Raw genomic sequence first — 17,092 nt, 5'->3', positions numbered from 1 at the left:
CCCTCAGGCAAGGTGGCGGGACAGTTCGTCAAGAAACACGCGCAGCGCGGCAGGCTGGTATTCCCGTGACTGATAAATGCCGTGAATGGCAAGCGGTTTCGGCTCCAGCGACGCCAGTACCGGCACCAGTAATCCCTGCTCAAGCGCGGCGCGCGCTTCGCGCTCCGGCAGCATGGCGATGCCGCAGTGCTCGATCGCCGCGTTCATTAGCAGTGAAGAGATACTGGCGCTCAGGTTGCCGCTGACGGCCACGCTCAGGCTTTCGCCTTCCGGCGTCAGGAAGTGCCAGGACTGCCCCGCAAAAAAGCTGTAGTGCAGGCAGTTATGCTGCGCCAGTTCTTCGGGGCTGACGGGCGTGCCGTGCTGTGCCAGATACGCCGGCGAGGCGCAGAGCACCGATCGACACTCCCCCAGCCGGCGGGCGATCATGCCGGGCTCCGGGTTATCGGTAATGCGCACGGCGACGTCAATGCGCTCTCCCACCAGGCTGACCGGATGGTTGTTCACGTCCAGCTCGATGCGCAGCTGCGGATAGCGCGAGAGCAGGCCGGGCAGGACCGGCGCAATCAGGTGCATGGCGGTAAAGTGCGCGCAGGCTACCCGCAGCGTGCCGGACGGCAGATCTTTTTCCGACTGACCTTCGATTTCCTGCGAGATCTGCGAGAGCGTCCGCGTTTTTTGCAGCACCTTTTCCCCTGCCGCCGTCAGCGTCAGCTTGCGCGTGGAGCGGTTTACCAGCCGCGTCCCCGCCCACTTCTCCATTTGTTCAAGGTAACGGCTCACCATCGGCCGGGAAATGCCCAGCGCGCGGGCCGCCGCGCTCAGGCTTCCCAGCTCGCATATCCGGTTATAGACCTGAGCGGCAATAACGCGATCCATATAAGCTCCATCTGCTCGATTTATGAAACTAAGCATGTCTTGTTTCAGGAATTCTGGCAAATGAGAATATCCGTACAATAGAGACATTCCTGAACAACAGAGACAACAGCATGAAACTCACTCATATTGCCCTGCTTTCCACCCTTTTCGCTCCGGCCGTTTTTGCTGCGCCGTTGACGATTGATACCTATAACCCGCAGGAAAAAGGCATTTTCGCGGTCTCCTCCACGCTCGTTTCCGGCCCGAAAGAGGCGGTGCTGTTTGACGCGCAGTTCAGCGTGAAGGATGGCGAAGCGCTGGTAGAGAAAATTCGCCGCAGCGGTAAAACGCTGAATAAGATTGTGATCACCTCCGGCGATCCGGATTTCTATTTTGGCCTGCAGCCGCTGGTGAAGGCCTTCCCGAATGCCAAAGTGGTGGCCACGCAGCAGGTGGTTGACCATATTAAGGCCACCAAAGACGCCAAGCTCGCCTTCTGGGGCCCGCAGATGAAAGACGGCGCGCCAACGGAACTGGTGGTGCCGCAGGTGCTCGCCTCCACCACCTTTATGATTGACGGGGAAAAGGTCGATATCGAGCAGCCGGACAGCTATGCGGCCTATGTGTGGATCCCGTCCGTGAAAACCATCCTCGGCGGCACCGGGATCTCTTGGGGGATTCACGTCTGGACGGCTGATACCCAGACGCCGGCTCGCCGTCAGCAGTGGCAGCAGACCCTGGACAACATGGCCGCGCACAGGCCGGAACGCGTGATACCGGGCCACTACCTGGGCACGCCACCGTCCGGAACCGGGGCTATTGATTTTACCCGTGGCTATCTGCAGCATTTTGAACAGGCGTTGTCGGCACATAAAAACTCTGCGGGCGTCATCGGTGCACTGAAAAAACAGTATCCGGGCCTGGCCGAAGAGAGCTCTCTGGAATTAAGCGCCAAAGTGAATACCGGCGAAATGAAGTGGTAATTTAAAAACGGCTCCTGCTATATTCCCGCGATAGCAGGAGCACCGCCATAATATCCGCACTGCCTCACGCCAATATATCCCTCCGTTTTAAAAGCGCATAAAAGCATGCACTTATGTCATTTTTATTTCTAAGATGAATCTGAGACACAACCGGGGAAATATTTGCCATTCTGTTTATGAATTAAATTTTTTGCGAGCCGTACCAATAAACAGACAACGACACGGAGGCAGCATGTTTACTTATTACCCGGCTAATACCACAGCAGCACAACCTGAGCTCGTTAACGCGATTGCGCAGGGTCTTCACGCCGAGCATGGTGCTGTGACTGAAGATGACATTTTAATGGAACTGACCAAGTGGGTGGAATCCACGGATAATGACATCCTCAGTGACATCTACCAGCAGACCATTAACTACGTCGTCAGCGGGCAAAACGCACCTTTGTAAAAACCTGCTAAGCTGGATCTGCAACCTAAGGGGTTACATTTCGTTTGCGAAAGCAAACTGGTCCTTAAAACTATCAACAGGATTGAGGAGTTAACATGAAATCGAACCGTCAGGCACGCCACATTCTGGGACTGAACTACAAGCTTTCTAATCAGCGTAAAGTGGTGATTGAAGGCGACCACGAAACGCAAGTCACTCACGCCACCGGCAGAAAACGCCACGCGGGCAAGTAAGTTCCCGACTGAGATCCAGAACACCATCGGCAAAACCGATGGTGTTTTTGTTTATGTGTTGCGGTAATTAATATTTAGCTCCTTTATAATACCGCCCGACCGCACCCCGTAGCACAGGCCAGAAAGATGACAAACAGCAGTGTCAGGGACGGATCTTCAAAAAAAGAGTGAGTGACATGGACAACAAACTGAAAAAACATCGTTCCTTATATATCCCTTATGCCGGCCCGGTTTTACTCGAATTCCCCCTGCTCAACAAAGGCAGCGCCTTCAGCATGGAAGAGCGCAGCAGCTTTAACCTGCTTGGCCTGCTGCCGGAAGTGGTTGAAACCATTGAAGAGCAGGCGGAGCGCGCGTGGATCCAGTATCAGGGCTTCAAAACCGAGATCGACAAACACATCTATCTGCGCAACATCCAGGACACCAACGAAACCCTCTTCTATCGCCTGGTGCAAAACCATCTCGAAGAGATGATGCCGGTGATCTACACCCCAACGGTGGGTGCGGCGTGCGAACGCTTCTCTGAGATCTACCGTCGCTCACGCGGCGTCTTTATCTCTTATCAGAACCGTCACAACATGGACGACATTCTGCAGAACGTGCCGAACCACAATATTAAAGTGATTGTGGTGACGGACGGGGAACGTATTCTCGGCCTCGGCGACCAGGGCATTGGCGGGATGGGGATCCCAATCGGTAAACTCTCTCTCTACACCGCCTGCGGCGGCATCAGCCCGGCGTACACCCTGCCGGTGGTGCTGGATGTCGGCACCAACAACCAGCAACTGTTGAACGATCCGCTGTACATGGGCTGGCGTCATCCGCGCATTACCGACGACGAGTACTATCAGTTTGTCGACGATTTCATCCAGGCCGTGAAGCACCGCTGGCCGGACGTTCTGCTGCAGTTTGAAGACTTTGCGCAGAAAAACGCGATGCCGCTGCTGAACCGCTATCGCGATGAGATCTGCTCCTTTAACGACGACATCCAGGGCACCGCAGCGGTGACCGTGGGCACGCTTATCGCCGCCAGCCGCGCGGCCGGCAGCCAGCTGAGCTACCAGAAAATCGTCTTCCTGGGCGCAGGCTCTGCGGGCTGCGGCATCGCCGAGCAGATTATTGCCCAGACGCAGCGCGAAGGCTTAAGCGAAGAGCTGGCCCGCTCCCGCGTCTTTATGGTTGACCGTTTCGGCCTGCTGACCGACGGTATGCCGAACCTGCTGCCGTTCCAGACCAAGCTGGTGCAGAAGCGCGAGAACCTGAAGAACTGGGACACCGACAACGAAGTGCTCTCCCTGCTGGACGTGGTGCGCAACGTGAAGCCGGATATTCTGATCGGTGTTTCCGGGCAAACAGGTCTCTTCACCGAAGAGATTATTCGCGAGATGCACAAGCATTGCGAGCGCCCTATCGTGATGCCGCTGTCTAACCCGACTTCCCGCGTGGAAGCGACGCCGCAGGACATCATCGCCTGGACCGAAGGTAACGCACTGGTTGCCACCGGCAGCCCGTTCGATCCGGTGGTGTGGAAGGATAAAACCTATCCGATCGCCCAGTGCAACAACTCCTATATCTTCCCGGGCATTGGTCTGGGCGTGATCGCCTCCGGCGCGTCCCGCATTACCGATGAGATGCTGATGTCAGCGAGCGAAACCCTTGCGGGCTATTCGCCGCTGGTCAACAACGGAGAAGGGCTGGTGCTGCCGGAACTGAAGGACATTCACAAGGTGTCGCGCGCTATCGCGTTTGCGGTGGGTAAAATGGCGCAGCAGCAGGGCGTGGCGGTGAAAACCTCTGCCGACGCACTGCAGCAGGCTATTGATGATAACTTCTGGATGCCTGAATACCGCAGCTATCGCCGTACCTCGATTTAATTAGCTCCGACCCTTCCCTCTCCTCAAAAGGGAGAGGGAACGTGAACACCCTCCTCCCTTTATTTTCTTTGCCACTTCTACAGTATTCCCCTGACCATTATTTAAAAAATCAATATTCCGACAACAATTCATATCTCATTGAAATATAAATATTTTGCATAACATTTTTTGCCTATTAAACAGTTTCTTTTAAAGGTTTAGTAACGTTCCGCATCACTAAATTCATTAATTGAAAAAGGAGTTTTGAAATGGCAATTCCGGCTTACCTTTGGCTTAAAGATGACGGCGGCGCAGATATCAAAGGCGCTGTTGATGTACAAGATCGCGAGGGAAGTATCGAGATATTAGGGTTCGGTCATGGACTGTATCTGCCAACAGATAACATGACAGGAAAAATAACGGGTACGCGCGTTCATAGTGCGCTGGTATTTGAAAAGGAGTTTGACAGTTCTAGCCCTTACTTATACAAGGCCGTGGCAAAAGGCCAAACGCTGAAAAGTGCCGAGTTTAAGTGGTACAAGATCGACGACGCGGGTCAGGAAGTCGAATACTTCAACATGTACCTTGAGAACGTAAAAGTTGTCTCAATATGCCCCTTGATGCATGACGTAAAAAACTCGGCAATGGAAAAACATAATCATCTAGAAAATGTTTCCCTGCGTTATGAGAAAATCACGTGGCAACATTGCGACGGTAATATCATCTTTGCAGACTCATGGAATGACCGTTCATGAATCTCCTGCAATGCTATTTCCACCTCAACGGCGGTAAGTACGCAACACTGTCTGTGCCCGGAGTGGGTTTTTTCCCAGCATTTTCGGGGAATGGCAATGCAACAAATCGTCCCGAAAGCGCGTCTTTACCCGACATAGGCCCTCTCCCTCCGGGCCGATATTACATACTATTACGTGGATTAGGTGGTTGGTATACTCAAACAAAGGACAGTGTAAATGCATTTTTCACGGGTTCCAATCGGAGCGAGTGGTTTGCTTTATATCGCGATGACGGATTGATAAATGATGAGACTTTTGTGAACGGTATAAGGCGAGGAGAATTCAGATTGCACCCTATCGGACCATCTGGATTAAGTAAGGGATGTATCACGCTTTACAGTCAGAGCGATTTTAAGGTTCTGGCATCAGCCTTGCTACGAACGGGAGGGCTGCAACTGGGAAACTATATGATTGCTCATGGCGTTGTGCAGGTTTATTAATGAAAGTGATACTACTGGCACTGCTATGGTGTACGGCAGTGTTTCTTTCGTTACTCACACTATATAAAGTTATTCCACCGGAAGTGCAGTACTCTTTTGCGGAGCATTTTAAAATATATGGCGACGAATTGATCATGGATTTCGTTCTGTACCTTTTTTTAGGTGTTTCCGCATTCAGTGCGTCAGTTCTCACACTAGCCCTGTATGTTCTTATACGGAAAAAATAATTCTGGGCAGCACTGCTGCCCCTCTGTTTGGTATATGCAGGAAAACGTTGTATAGTGATAGTCACCTACAAACTCATAACATATAAGGAGGCTAATTATGCTGTATCGTGAAATTTTCAATGTTTCACATACATTTGGTGATCGCACCAGCTCAAGCGTTATCGGTATCGTGCTGCGATAACTTCTGCTTGAGCGAAGACACCAACCCCTGAAATCCCTTCTCTCGGGCTTACTGAGTTATCGTCAGCGATGTTTGACGAGGCATAAACATGCCTGTAACTCTTGGGTAAGCAACAATGAGCACTTTACTCACTGCACAATCTTTACGCGTTGATACGGCGTTTGGCACGCTCTTCGACTCACTCTCCTTTACGCTGAAAAAAGGCGACCGCATCGGCCTGCTGGGCGACAACGGCTGCGGCAAAAGTACGCTTTTAAAGGTGCTGGACGGAACAGATATCCCAGCCGCCGGAACGGTAGCGCTGGCCGGACACTGCCTGATGGCGCGCGTGGAGCAACATCTCCCGGACGCCATTTTCCCGCTGACCATGCTGGATGCCGTACTCGCGCAACTGCCTTTAGCTGAGCACGACAGCCTGCGCTGGAAAGCTGAAACGCTGCTGGCGAGCATGGGCTTCACGCCGCAGGATATGACGCTGCAATCGGCCACCCTGAGCGGCGGACAGCACACCCGCCTGCTGCTGGCGCGGGCGTTGATTCACGAGCCGGATCTGCTCCTGCTGGATGAACCCAGCAACCACCTCGATTTGCCGACCATGCTCTGGCTGGAACACTTTTTACAGAACTGGTCAGGCAGCTTCGTGCTGGTTTCGCACGACAGGCAGCTGCTGGATGCCGTCACAAACGGCAGCTGGATCCTGCGTGATAAGACGCTGCACTACTTTGCCCTTCCCTGCACGGCGGCACGTCAGGCACTGGACGCAAAAGATGAAAGCGATGCGCAGCGCCACAAGGCGGAGCAAAAGGAGATCGACCGCGTGACCGCCAGCGCAAAGCGGCTGGCGACCTGGGGTAAGGTTTACGACAACGAAGACCTGGCCCGCAAAGCCAAGCAGATGGAAAAACAGGTCGAACGACTCAAAGATAGCCAGACCGCGCTCACGGCGGGCAGTCCATGGACGCTAACCCTGCGCGGCGACGCGCTGCGGGCGGACCGTCTGCTGGAGATGGAAAACCTAAGCGTCCCGCCTGCGCCCGGGCTACCGCCGCTGTTTAACATCGAAACGGCGCGGCTGAAAAGCGGCGATCGCGTAGCAATTGTCGGTCGTAACGGCTGTGGTAAATCGTCGCTGATGAAGCTTATCTGGCGACATTTTGTGGATGAACCGACGGACAGCGGGCTGAAAATCCATCCGCGCGTCTCGCCGGGCTACTACGACCAGACGCTGCATCAGCTGCCGGATGACGCCACGCTGCTCGACGCGCTGGCACCTTTCGCTCCCGACCCGCAAAACAGGAAGATGGCGCTCATCAGCGCCGGGTTCCCGTGGGCGCGCCACGGGCAAAAAGTCAGCACGCTCAGCGGCGGCGAGCGCTCTCGCCTGCTGTTCGTCGGGCTGACGCTTGCCCGCTACAGCCTGCTGATGCTGGATGAGCCCACCAACCATCTCGACATGGAAGGCAAAGAGGCACTGGCGGAAACGCTGCAACAGTTCGAAGGCGGCGTGCTGCTGGTCAGCCACGATCGCCAGTTAATTAGCCAAAGCTGTAACCGTTTCTGGCTGATTGAGGACGGCTGGCTGAGCGAGTGGCACGATGCTGAATCCGTGTTTGAGCGGCTGCGTGAAAGCGCAGGGCTGGGGACATCCGCCGGGCCCGTCGTCACCGCTGGGGAAGTTCAACCCTCGCCGTACGACGATCTGCTGGAGCGGCTGATCGCGCTGGAAACGCTCCTGGAAGACGATCTGGCGCGTAAGCCGAAACATCAGAAGCCGCAGCTGCAGGCGCAATGGCGAAGAGAAATTGAGGAGATTGAAGCCCAGCTGTAAATCTGCGCCCGGCGAGCACCTCGCCGGGCCAGCATTTTCCCCCTTAATTATTAGAGGATCGCCGTATTCTTAATCCGAAATCGAATCAGATGATGACATTATGTTGCCGCAGCCTTGCATTACCAGGCTAATGTATTAATCCTTAAGGGGTACTACACCTGCTATGCAGATTCTTATCATGAACAAGGAGATACACATGAAGGCTGCTGTTGTTACTCAGGATCATCAGGTCAATGTCACTGAAAAAACCTTACGCCCGCTTAAGCATGGGGAAGCCCTGCTGAAAATGGAGTGCTGTGGTGTATGCCATACCGACCTCCACGTGAAGAACGGTGATTTTGGCGATAAAACCGGGGTAATCCTGGGCCATGAAGGTATTGGTATCGTGAAAGAAGTCGGCCCTGGCGTGACGTCGCTGAAAGTTGGCGACCGCGCAAGCGTGGCCTGGTTCTTTGAAGGCTGCGGACACTGCGAATACTGTAATTCCGGCAACGAAACCCTGTGCCGTGACGTGAAAAACGCCGGTTACTCCGTTGACGGCGGCATGGCGGAAGAGTGCATCGTCACCGCGGATTACGCGGTAAAAGTGCCGGACGGTCTGGATTCGGCGGCGGCCAGCAGCATTACCTGCGCTGGCGTGACCACCTACAAAGCGGTGAAGGTGTCGGGTATTAAGCCGGGCCAGTGGATTGCGATTTACGGTCTGGGCGGGCTGGGCAACCTTGCGCTGCAGTACGCCAAAAACGTCTTTAACGCCAAAGTCATCGCCCTGGACGTTAACGATGAACAGCTGAAGCTGGCCGCGAGCATGGGTGCAGATTTAACCATCAACTCCCGCAGCGAAGATGCCGCTAAGATTGTGCAGGAAAAAACCGGCGGCGCGCATGCCGCAGTCGTCACCGCCGTCGCAAAAGCGGCCTTCAACTCGGCGGTAGATGCCGTGCGTGCCGGTGGCCGCGTGGTCGCCGTTGGCCTGCCGCCGGAAGCGATGAGCCTGGACATTCCGCGCCTGGTGCTGGACGGTATTCAGGTGGTAGGTTCGCTGGTTGGCACCCGTCAGGATCTGCAGGAGGCCTTCCAGTTTGCGGCCGAGGGCAAAGTAGTACCGAAAGTGACGATGCGTCCTATCGAGGACATCAACGCCATCTTTAAAGAGATGGAACAGGGCCAGATCCGTGGCCGTATGGTGATCGACTTACGCTCGTAAACACCTTTTGCCGGGTAGTGGCTACGCCTTACCCGGCTCATTGCTACGACGAACGACGAACTGAAATCCACTCCTGAACCTCAATCTGGAAGGTGTCCGGCGCTTTTCGGTACATTTTACGCGCCAGGTCGAGAATAGTATGACGCGCGAGCTCCTCTTCCATCCGCTGCTGCGCGCTATCCATGACTGAACGTACTCCGCACGGGCCGTCGCAGACCCAGGCAGGCGGTGCTTCATCAAACACGGCCAGCCGCTGGCGCACTTCACGACATTCGAACATGTTTTTCTCGCCGTCAATGGCATGCGCCACATCCAGCACGCTGATCAGCTCCGCCGGACGCGCCAGCTTAAAGCCCCCGCCCTTGCCTTCCGTACTGATGACCAGCCCGGCACGTGACAGGCGTGTGAAGATTTTGCCGAGGTAGTCATACGGCACGCCCTGCAAGGCAGCCATCTCACGGACGCTCATCTCACGCTCGTTGCCCTTCGCATCCACCATACACATCAGGCTGTGAATGCCGTATTCCACACCGGAACTGTAAAACGCCATGGTTAACTCCGAATTAGTGTTCGGAGCATTATAACGATTTTTAACTCAGAAAGAAGTTGTCGGAGTTAACTCCGACAAGTATAGTGGCAGTTATGTCAGGCATGAAGCCTGGCGGGAGAAAGGATCGAATATGAAAAAGCAGATTTTAATCGTAGGCAGTGGTTTTGCGGGTATGTGGGCAGCCGTGAGCGCGGCACGTCTCTCTGAGCAGCAGGGTAATAACAGTCTGGAAATTGCGGTTCTGGCCCCCTTACCCGAACTGCGCGTTCGGCCACGCTTCTATGAGGAGAAGGTTTCAACGCTGGTCGCCCCGTTGACTGACCTGTTTGCCGAGCTTGATATCACATTCATCGCCGGACACGTGGAACAAATTGATACCACGGCAAAAACCGTTTTATACCGGATGTCCAATGGCGCGCATGCTACGGCTTCCTACGATAGGCTGATCCTCGCTACGGGCAGCCAGACCAAACGCCCACCGATTGCCGGCCTGGCTGACTACGCCTTTGACATCGACCAGCTGGAATCCGCACAGGTATTTGAGCGCCACCTTGATTCACTGGCGTTACGTCCCTCCACGCCCGAGCGCAACACCGTGGTAGTCTGCGGAGGCGGCTTTACCGGCATCGAGCTGGCAACGGAGCTACCTGCCCGACTGCGTGCCCGTTTTGGTGACAATACGGAGATTAAAATAGTCGTAGTTGAGAGAGGGCCAGTCATTGGCGGCCGTTATAGCGACGCATTGCGTAAAACAATTGCAGAGGCGAGTGAGGCGCTGGGCGTTGAATGGCGGCTGAAGAGTGAAGTTGAAGCCATTGATGCTCACGGCGTAACGCTGAAAAACGGTGAACGTATTGCTGCTGCGACCGTCGTCTGGACCGCAGGCGTCGAGGCAAATCCTCTCAGCCTGCAGATAGGCGGTGAACGCGATAGCCAGGGCCGCCTGGTTGTGACAGAAACGTTGCAGGTCCCCGCACATCCTGACGTCTATGCCACCGGCGATATGGCTCACGCCAAAACAGACGATGCGGGCAACACGGCGCTGATGACCTGCCAGCACGCGATCCAGCTAGGGAAATTTGCCGGTCATAACGCTGCCGCCAGCCTGCTGAACGTTACTCCTTACCCTTATCGTCAGGTGAACTATGTTACCTGTCTGGATTTAGGCGCGTGGGGCGCGGTCTATACCGAGGGCTGGGAACAGGCCGTCAAATCCGTCCGCGACGAGGCGAAGAAGATCAAAATCGCCATCACGAATGAGCTGATCTATCCGCCATTAGCAGACAAAACGGTCGCCTTTGCCGCCGCCGACCCGCTGGCGAAATTCGTTTAGGTCCCCGCCATCGCCCCGCTAACGGGGCGTTTTTATTTTCAGTTTCCGGCAATCCTTATCTTAATTCCTTTGTTCCCTTGTTTTCCCCCGCGCCCGATGATGAATCCGACGCTAACAAGAAGATAACAAAGGAATTCACCATGCAAACCCCATTTCGTCTGCCGCTGCTGACGGCGCTGATTCTGACGACAACCGCAGCCTGGTCCGCCGATGCGCCGGTCAAAGGCGGCACGCTGATTTATCTGGAACAACAGGCGCACACCAACCTCTATCCGCCTGCCGGCGGCTTCTACCCGAACGGCGGCATTCTGAACCAGATCACCGACAAACTGACGTGGCAAAATCCAAAGACGCTGCAGGTCGAACCGTGGGTGGCCGAAAGCTGGACCACCAACGCCGATAAAACCGAATACACCTTCAAAATTCGCCCGGGGATCACTTTCTCCGACGGCACGCCGCTGGACGCCAACGCCGTAGCAAAAAACTTTGATACCTACGGTTTGGGCAATAAGGCGCAGCGCCTGCCGGTGTCAGAAGTGATCAATAACTACGATCGCAGCGAAGTGGTCGACCCGCTGACCGTGAAGTTCTACTTCAAAAAACCGTCGCCGGGGTTCCTGCAGGGCACCGCCACGATTGGCTCGGGTCTGGTCTCGCTCAGCACGCTGAAGCGCAACTTTGAAGAGCTGGGAGACGCCCGGCATATCATCGGCTCCGGCCCGTTTGTGGTGAAGGACGAGAAGCTCGGCCGCGAAGTGACGCTCGAAGCCCGTAAGGACTACCAGTGGGGGCCCAAAAGCCTGACGCAACAGGGTCCAGCCAATCTGGATGGCATCAAGTTTATCGTCACCCAGGAAGACAGCGTGCGCGTCGGCGCCCTGCTGGCAGGTCAGGCCGACTTTATTCGCCAGGTGCAGGCCTATGACGAAAAGCAGGCGACAGACCAGGGCTATAAAATCTACGCTGCCCCAACGCGCGGGGTGAACGACAGTATCAGCTTCCGCCCGGATAACCCGCTGGTCTCCGATATTCGCGTGCGCCAGGCGCTGCTGCATGCCACGAATGCAAAGCAGGTGGTCGAGACCCTCTTCTCGGCCAACTATCCGCAGGCGAAGTCGGTGATTGCCAATTCCGCCGCGGGCTTTATCGATCTCAGCGACAAATTGACCTTTGATCCGGCAAAAGCCAACCAGCTGCTGGACGAGGCGGGCTGGAAAGCGGGCAGCGACGGGATCCGCGCCAAAGACGGCCAGCGGCTGGCGCTGACGGTATATGAATCCCTGCCGCAGCCGCAAAATAAAGAGGTGCTGCAGTTGGTTGCCCAGCAGTGGCGTCAGGTGGGCGTGGCGCTGAGCGTGAAAGCCGGTGATGCAGGCAGCCGCACGCTGGATAACCTTGATCCACAGAAAACCCCGTTAACCGTCTCCGAAGTGGGCCGCGCCGATCCGGACGTGGTGAAAAGCATGTTCTACCCGGCTAACCGCGACGCGCTGCTGCAAAAAGGCGGCTCCAGCGACAAGGTCAAAAGCTTCCGTGACGACAAGCTGAATGCGCTGCTGGTTAATATCTCCTCAGAGGTCGATCCGCAAAAACGCCTGCAGCTGACCGGCGATGCCCAGCGCTACCTGCTGGATAACGCCTACGTCATTCCGATTTTCGAGGAGCCGCAGGTCTTTGCCGGTGCGCCGTGGCTAAAAGGCGTCAATTTTGAAGCGGTTGGCCGCCCGTCGTTCTACGGCGCGTGGATTGAGAAACACTGAGGAGCTGACGATGCGCCACGCACTTCTTCAACGTCTTGGGCACGGGCTGCTGGTGCTGTGGGCCGCCTTTACCCTCTCGTTCGTGTTGCTCCAGGTGCTGCCTGGCGACGCGGTGCTGATTAAATTTCAGAACCCGGACCTGGGCCTAAGCCCGGCGCAAATCGAGGAGATGCGCGTGGCCTACGGCGCGGACAGCCCGCTGTGGCAGCAATACGGCCACACGCTGCTGGCGATGCTGCGCGGAGATTTCGGCTACTCGTTACAGGCCGGGGTGCCGGTCAGCGAGCTGATTGCCAGCAATCTGCCGGATACCCTGAGCCTCGCCCTGCCCGCGTTTGTACTCGCGGTCCTGCTGGCGTTTGCGCTGGCCTTTGCATCGCGTCTGCCGGGTCTGCGCTGGCTGAGTAATACCCTCCAGTCTCTGCCGGTCCTGTTTATCTCCTTACCCACGTTCTGGCTGGGGATTGCCCTTATCCAGCTCTTTTCTTTCCAGCTGCGGCTGATCCCGGTGATTAACCCGACGCCGCTGCAGGGGTTGATCCTGCCGATCGTCACCGTCGCGATCCCGATCTCCGCCCCGCTGGCACAAATTCTGATGCGCAGCCTGGACCAGGTGGCGACGCAGCCGTTTGTCGCCGTTGCCCGCGCCAAAGGACTGAGTGAAACCGCCGTCCTGTGGCGCCACGTCACCGGCAACGCGCTGCTGCCGGTACTCAATATTGCCGGGCTGCTGCTGGGCGAACTGATTGCCGGAGCGCTGATCACCGAAACCGTATTTGGCCGCAGCGGGCTCGGGCAGCTGACCCAGCAGGCGGTGAACAACCAGGACATCGCCGTGCTTCAGGCGGTGGTCATGATTTCCGCTCTCGGCTTTGTCCTGATCAATCTGCTGGTGGACCTGCTGATGCCGCTGCTGGATCCCCGTCTGCAAACCGTTACCGGAGGTGCATCATGAGCCTGGTCGATTACGCTGCCGCCGCGCGAAAACGCGTTCCCGGCTGGCAGGGCGTCGCGTGGCAGCCGGGACTGTGGCTGGCGTGGGCGGTGATTATTCTCGCGATTTTTGCTGCCGTAGCCCCCGGCCTGTTAACCCAATACAGCCCGATTGAGGGCATCGCCGGAGCGCAACGTCTGGCACCGCAGGCGGGCCACTGGCTCGGCACCGATCAGCTTGGCCGCGATGTTTACACCCGCATTGTGTATGGTGCGTCCCATTCCCTGAGCGCAGCGCTCGCTGCCGTCACGATGGGGCTGGTGGTGGGCACCGGTCTGGGGGTGATCGCCGGCGCGTTCGCGGGACGCGTCGAGTCTTTCCTGATGCGTTTTGTCGACGTGCTGTTGTCCATTCCGTCTCTGCTGCTCTCGCTGACGGTCATTATTCTGCTCGGGTTTGGCACCGTTAACGCCGCCATTGCCGTCGGCGTGGCCTCCATCGCCAGCTTCGCCCGCCTCGCGCGGGGTGAAGTGGTGCGCATCCGCCATACGGATTATGTCGAGGCGGCGTTTGGCAGCGGCGGGACGTTCCTGGCGGTCCTGTGGCGACACATCCTGCCCAACGCGTTAACCGCCGTCCTCGCCTTTGCCACGCTGCAGTTTGGTCAGGCCATTCTGGCGCTTTCCACGCTGAGCTTTCTCGGCTACGGCACCCCGCCGCCTGTTCCGGAATGGGGCTTATTGATTGCCGAAGGTCGTAACTATCTCTCTACCGCCTGGTGGTTAACTACCTTCCCCGGCGTGGTCGTCATCGCCGTCGTGCTTGCCACCAACCGTATCAGCCAGCAGTTCAGCGGAGGCCTGAAATGACCGTACTCTCGGTAGAAAACCTGACCATCAGCTATCGTACCGCGCGCCAGTGGCGCGAGGTGGTGCATAACGTCAGCTTCACCCTCCGACGGGGGGAAATGCTGGCCTTTGTCGGCGAATCCGGCTCCGGCAAAACAACCACAGCACAGGCGATCATCGGTCTGCTGGCGGATAACGCCCGACGCGATGCCGGGAAAATCGTGCTCAACGGCGAGGAGATTAGCCGGTGGTCAGCGAAGCGTCTCGATACCCTTCGCGGCGCGCGAATCAGCCTGGTTCCGCAGGATCCGGGTAATTCACTCAACCCGGTGAAGACGATCGGCGTACAGGTCGGGGAAATTATTCAGCAGCACCAAAAGGTAACGGCACTCCAGCGCGACGAGCAGGTGCTCACCCTGCTGACAAAGGTCGGACTGAGCCACCCCGAAAAGCGCATGAAGCAGTATCCGCATCAGCTCTCCGGCGGGATGAAACAGCGCGTGCTGATTGCCATCGCCATTGCCCTGCGCCCGGACGTGATCGTTGCCGATGAGCCCACCAGCGCGCTGGACGTGACGGTGCAAAAACGCATTCTCGATCTGCTGGATATCCTGCGCCGGGAATCGGGTACTGCGGTTCTGTTTGTCACTCACGATCTGGCGCTGGCCGCGCAGCGCGCGGACAGGCTGCTGGTGTTTCGCAACGGTGAGGTTCAGGAGCACGGCGACACCGCCGACATTGTCCGCACCCCGCAGCACGCCTACACCCGCCAGCTGTTGAGCGATCTCCTGGGCCAGCGCCTGACCATCGCCCCGGTAGCTGGCCTTCCGCTGGCGTCACCGGCCATTCGCGCCCGCGCCATCAGCAAACGGTTCTCGCTGGGCAAAGGTCATCACCTTCAGGCGCTGGATCGGGTGACGTTTGACGTCAGGCGCGGCAGCACGCATACGCTGGTCGGGGAATCCGGCTCCGGGAAAACCACCCTCGCCCGTATTTTGCTGGGTTTTGAACAGGCGGACAGCGGACAGGTCATTATTGATGATATTGATGCCACCGACCTCAGCCGCGAGGCCCGCCGCCAGCTGCGCCAGAAGATCCAGTTTGTCTACCAGAACCCGTTCGCCTCTCTCGACCCGCGTCAAACCCTGTTTGACATCATCGAAGAGCCGCTGAAGAACTTTGCTCGCCTCAGCAAGGCGGAGCGAAAGGTCCGTGTAGAGACCGTGGCGCAGCGGGTTGCCCTGCCCGTTGAACTCCTGACCCGCACCGCAAGGGAGCTTTCAGGCGGGCAGCGCCAGCGCGTAGCCATCGCCCGGGCGCTGATCCTGGAGCCGACTATTCTGGTGCTGGACGAGGCCACCTCCGCGCTGGACGTCACCGTACAAGCGCAGATTCTGGCACTGCTTCAGCAGCTGCAGCAGCAACTGGGATTGACCTACCTCTTTATCACGCACGATCTCTCTACCGTCCGCCGGATCGCCCACAGCGTCACGGTGCTGCGCAGCGGTGAGGTGGTCGAACACGGTGACGTCGAGACCTTATTCACGTCACCACAGAACGACTATACCCGCGAGCTGATTGCCGCCATTCCCCATTTTTCACCCGCTACGGAGGAGTTCGCATGACGCGAAAACGACTGGGATTTTTCACCCGCCTGCTTGACGACGCCACGCCAAAGGAGCGCTATCGTCTGGCAACCGAACAGATCCGCCACGCCGAACGCCACGGTTTTGACAGCGCCTGGATTGCCCAGCACCACTTCCACGAAAGTGAAGGCGGCCTGCCGTCGCCGCTGCTGTTCCTGGCCCACGTTGCGGCGCATACCGAAACCATTCGGCTGGGGACGGCCATCATTACCCTGCCGATGGAAAACCCGCTGCGCGTGGCGGAAGATGCGGCGGTGCTGGATTTACTCGCCGATGGTCGTCTCGAAGTCGGTTTTGGCTCGGGCGGCACGCCGACCTCTTTCCTGCCGTTCGGACTGACGTTTGAACAGCGCGGCGCGGCCTTTGCTGACCATTTGCATGTGATCCAGAGCGCCTGGCGCGGGGATTCGCTCACCCATCCGGATAATCACCTTTATCCGCCAGCGCCACAGCTGGCTGAACGGATCTGGATTGCCACCTTTTCCGTCGACGGTGCCGTTCGCGCCGCGCGGGCCGGACACGGTTTGATGCTCTCCCGCACGCAGCCGCGCCCGGCAGACCAGTTGGATTTGACGCTCGACGCGATCCAGAACCCGATTGTGGATGCCTACCTTGAGGCACTGCCCGCCGGTATCGCACCGCGCATTCTGGCCTCCCGTACGGCATTCGTCGCCGACAGCGATGACTACGCGCTGAAGGTCGCCACGCCGGGTCTCACCAGGCAGGCCCAGCAACATCGCGCTGCCGGACATGCGATTAAAGGTGACACTGTCACAGATTTTCGTCACCAGTTCGACGCCCATATCGGTTCGCCAGAGACGGTGCTGCATTCGCTGCAGGCTGATTCCGTTCTCAGGCGCGCCACGGACATCTCATTCCAGGTCCATTCGGTTGAGCCTACCCATCGCGACACGCTGCGATCCATCGAACTGATCGCCGAACATATTGCCCCCTATATACGTTGAGGAG

The 17,092-nt window shown here is 57.2% G+C and carries 16 protein-coding genes; 14 read left to right on the top strand and 2 right to left on the bottom strand.

The genetic code is table 11. The annotated features are described in order from the left end of the window. Positions 1–3: 3 nt before the first annotated feature. Positions 4–879 carry a LysR family transcriptional regulator gene (locus tag ACTJI7_RS00375; protein WP_047365094.1) on the bottom strand — a complete coding sequence of 292 codons (876 nt, stop codon included), beginning with the start codon at positions 877–879 and terminating at the stop codon, positions 4–6. Between the two features lie 110 nt (positions 880–989). Between ACTJI7_RS00375 and ACTJI7_RS00370 the strand changes: the two genes are divergently transcribed. The 8 genes from ACTJI7_RS00370 to adhP all read left to right on the top strand — a co-directional run bounded on the left by ACTJI7_RS00370 (position 990) and on the right by adhP (position 9,052). After that, on the top strand, positions 990–1,841 hold the full coding sequence (locus ACTJI7_RS00370) for a Vmh family MBL fold metallo-hydrolase (RefSeq protein WP_193051996.1): 852 nt from the start codon (positions 990–992) through the stop codon (positions 1,839–1,841). A 232-nt stretch (positions 1,842–2,073) separates the two neighbouring features. Further along, positions 2,074–2,289 carry a biofilm-dependent modulation protein gene (bdm, locus tag ACTJI7_RS00365; RefSeq protein ID WP_023335793.1) on the top strand — a complete coding sequence of 72 codons (216 nt, stop codon included), beginning with the start codon at positions 2,074–2,076 and terminating at the stop codon, positions 2,287–2,289. A gap of 95 nt (positions 2,290–2,384) precedes the next feature. Then, on the top strand, positions 2,385–2,522 hold the full coding sequence (gene sra / locus ACTJI7_RS00360; RefSeq protein ID WP_008501714.1) for a stationary-phase-induced ribosome-associated protein: 138 nt from the start codon (positions 2,385–2,387) through the stop codon (positions 2,520–2,522). Between the two features lie 176 nt (positions 2,523–2,698). Next, on the top strand, positions 2,699–4,396 hold the full coding sequence (locus ACTJI7_RS00355; protein WP_028013235.1) for an NAD-dependent malic enzyme: 1,698 nt from the start codon (positions 2,699–2,701) through the stop codon (positions 4,394–4,396). Positions 4,397–4,644: 248 nt separating this feature from the next. Then, a complete protein-coding gene (locus ACTJI7_RS00350) occupies positions 4,645–5,130 on the top strand; it encodes an Hcp family type VI secretion system effector (protein ID WP_041909869.1) in 486 nt (161 codons plus the stop codon). Next, positions 5,127–5,609 carry a DUF2778 domain-containing protein gene (locus tag ACTJI7_RS00345; RefSeq protein WP_071993720.1) on the top strand — a complete coding sequence of 161 codons (483 nt, stop codon included), beginning with the start codon at positions 5,127–5,129 and terminating at the stop codon, positions 5,607–5,609. The genes ACTJI7_RS00350 and ACTJI7_RS00345 overlap by 4 nt, the downstream gene beginning before the upstream one ends. Before the next feature lie 523 nt (positions 5,610–6,132). Then, positions 6,133–7,845, top strand: coding sequence for an ATP-binding cassette domain-containing protein (locus ACTJI7_RS00340; RefSeq protein WP_440669461.1), 1,713 nt, complete (start codon positions 6,133–6,135; stop codon positions 7,843–7,845). A gap of 196 nt (positions 7,846–8,041) precedes the next feature. Further along, on the top strand, positions 8,042–9,052 hold the full coding sequence (gene adhP, locus ACTJI7_RS00335; RefSeq protein ID WP_063154169.1) for an alcohol dehydrogenase AdhP: 1,011 nt from the start codon (positions 8,042–8,044) through the stop codon (positions 9,050–9,052). Positions 9,053–9,095: 43 nt separating this feature from the next. Here the strand turns inward: adhP and ACTJI7_RS00330 are convergent, their stop codons facing one another. Beyond that, the gene (locus ACTJI7_RS00330; protein WP_028013240.1) at positions 9,096–9,602 is read right to left on the bottom strand and encodes an RrF2 family transcriptional regulator; all 507 of its coding nucleotides are present in this window, start codon (positions 9,600–9,602) and stop codon (positions 9,096–9,098) included. A 130-nt stretch (positions 9,603–9,732) separates the two neighbouring features. Here ACTJI7_RS00330 and ACTJI7_RS00325 point away from each other — a divergent pair, with 130 nt between their 5' ends. From ACTJI7_RS00325 to ACTJI7_RS00300, 6 genes are all read left to right on the top strand, one after another. After that, the gene (locus ACTJI7_RS00325; protein ID WP_048960008.1) at positions 9,733–10,935 is read left to right on the top strand and encodes an NAD(P)/FAD-dependent oxidoreductase; all 1,203 of its coding nucleotides are present in this window, start codon (positions 9,733–9,735) and stop codon (positions 10,933–10,935) included. 140 nt (positions 10,936–11,075) lie between these two features. Further along, positions 11,076–12,695, top strand: coding sequence for a TIGR04028 family ABC transporter substrate-binding protein (locus ACTJI7_RS00320; protein ID WP_063154171.1), 1,620 nt, complete (start codon positions 11,076–11,078; stop codon positions 12,693–12,695). A gap of 10 nt (positions 12,696–12,705) precedes the next feature. Continuing rightward, positions 12,706–13,650, top strand: a complete 945-nt coding sequence (locus ACTJI7_RS00315) for an ABC transporter permease (protein ID WP_045260582.1) — start codon at positions 12,706–12,708, stop codon at positions 13,648–13,650. Beyond that, a complete protein-coding gene (locus ACTJI7_RS00310) occupies positions 13,647–14,498 on the top strand; it encodes an ABC transporter permease (RefSeq protein ID WP_248222608.1) in 852 nt (283 codons plus the stop codon). Before ACTJI7_RS00315 ends, ACTJI7_RS00310 begins: the two co-directional genes overlap by 4 nt. Then, entirely contained in the window at positions 14,495–16,102 is a 1,608-nt protein-coding gene (locus ACTJI7_RS00305; RefSeq protein ID WP_063154175.1) for a dipeptide ABC transporter ATP-binding protein, read from the top strand. Before ACTJI7_RS00310 ends, ACTJI7_RS00305 begins: the two co-directional genes overlap by 4 nt. Beyond that, entirely contained in the window at positions 16,099–17,088 is a 990-nt protein-coding gene (locus ACTJI7_RS00300) for a putative FMN-dependent luciferase-like monooxygenase (RefSeq protein ID WP_248222606.1), read from the top strand. Before ACTJI7_RS00305 ends, ACTJI7_RS00300 begins: the two co-directional genes overlap by 4 nt. Positions 17,089–17,092 lie beyond the last annotated feature (4 nt).

This window comes from Enterobacter sp. 22499 (genome assembly GCF_052044815.1).
Classification (GTDB): Bacteria; Pseudomonadota; Gammaproteobacteria; order Enterobacterales; family Enterobacteriaceae; genus Enterobacter; species Enterobacter bugandensis.
This window is presented reverse-complemented; position numbering and strand designations above follow the sequence as displayed.

Excerpts from the sequence above, each read along its gene's own strand:
- ACTJI7_RS00375 (WP_047365094.1), bottom strand. The coding sequence starts at position 879 with ATGGATCGCGTTATTGCCGCTCAGGTCTATAACCGGATATGCGAGCTG.
- ACTJI7_RS00370 (WP_193051996.1), top strand. The coding sequence starts at position 990 with ATGAAACTCACTCATATTGCCCTGCTTTCCACCCTTTTCGCTCCGGCC.
- bdm (WP_023335793.1), top strand. The coding sequence starts at position 2,074 with ATGTTTACTTATTACCCGGCTAATACCACAGCAGCACAACCTGAGCTC.
- sra (WP_008501714.1), top strand. The coding sequence starts at position 2,385 with ATGAAATCGAACCGTCAGGCACGCCACATTCTGGGACTGAACTACAAG.
- ACTJI7_RS00355 (WP_028013235.1), top strand. The coding sequence starts at position 2,699 with ATGGACAACAAACTGAAAAAACATCGTTCCTTATATATCCCTTATGCC.
- ACTJI7_RS00350 (WP_041909869.1), top strand. The coding sequence starts at position 4,645 with ATGGCAATTCCGGCTTACCTTTGGCTTAAAGATGACGGCGGCGCAGAT.
- ACTJI7_RS00345 (WP_071993720.1), top strand. The coding sequence starts at position 5,127 with ATGAATCTCCTGCAATGCTATTTCCACCTCAACGGCGGTAAGTACGCA.
- ACTJI7_RS00340 (WP_440669461.1), top strand. The coding sequence starts at position 6,133 with ATGAGCACTTTACTCACTGCACAATCTTTACGCGTTGATACGGCGTTT.
- adhP (WP_063154169.1), top strand. The coding sequence starts at position 8,042 with ATGAAGGCTGCTGTTGTTACTCAGGATCATCAGGTCAATGTCACTGAA.
- ACTJI7_RS00330 (WP_028013240.1), bottom strand. The coding sequence starts at position 9,602 with ATGGCGTTTTACAGTTCCGGTGTGGAATACGGCATTCACAGCCTGATG.
- ACTJI7_RS00325 (WP_048960008.1), top strand. The coding sequence starts at position 9,733 with ATGAAAAAGCAGATTTTAATCGTAGGCAGTGGTTTTGCGGGTATGTGG.
- ACTJI7_RS00320 (WP_063154171.1), top strand. The coding sequence starts at position 11,076 with ATGCAAACCCCATTTCGTCTGCCGCTGCTGACGGCGCTGATTCTGACG.
- ACTJI7_RS00315 (WP_045260582.1), top strand. The coding sequence starts at position 12,706 with ATGCGCCACGCACTTCTTCAACGTCTTGGGCACGGGCTGCTGGTGCTG.
- ACTJI7_RS00310 (WP_248222608.1), top strand. The coding sequence starts at position 13,647 with ATGAGCCTGGTCGATTACGCTGCCGCCGCGCGAAAACGCGTTCCCGGC.
- ACTJI7_RS00305 (WP_063154175.1), top strand. The coding sequence starts at position 14,495 with ATGACCGTACTCTCGGTAGAAAACCTGACCATCAGCTATCGTACCGCG.
- ACTJI7_RS00300 (WP_248222606.1), top strand. The coding sequence starts at position 16,099 with ATGACGCGAAAACGACTGGGATTTTTCACCCGCCTGCTTGACGACGCC.